This is a genomic window from Gilvimarinus sp. 1_MG-2023 (assembly GCF_030548285.1).
The window spans coordinates 1-285 of sequence record NZ_JAUOSC010000828.1 but is presented as its reverse complement, the minus strand read 5'-3'; the positions used below and the strand labels follow the sequence as shown (position 1 = coordinate 285).

General features: G+C 56.5%; 1 protein-coding gene. It reads left to right on the top strand.

The features are described from left to right. On the top strand, nucleotides 1–285 hold a 285-nt coding region (locus Q4563_RS19210), incomplete at both ends, for an FAD-binding oxidoreductase (protein WP_303605649.1).

The following is a 285-nucleotide window of genomic DNA, read 5'->3' as shown; positions in this document are numbered from 1 at the left end:
CATCCGCGGATTCCACTCTGCTAGCGCTGACATTGGCAGCCGACCAGACAACACTGAACTTCCTGCCCGGTCAATATGCCAACCTGCATATTCCCGGCACCGAACTGACCCGCGCCTATTCATTTGCCATCGGGCCCCAAGTCTCTGGAGAGCTGCAGCAGCTGACCTTTCTGATCCGTAAATTACCCAACGGCCAAATGGGTAAATACCTGCATCAGGCCCGTGTAGGCGACACCCTGGAGCTGGAAGGACCATTCGGCACCTTCTATCTGCGTGAACCGGACA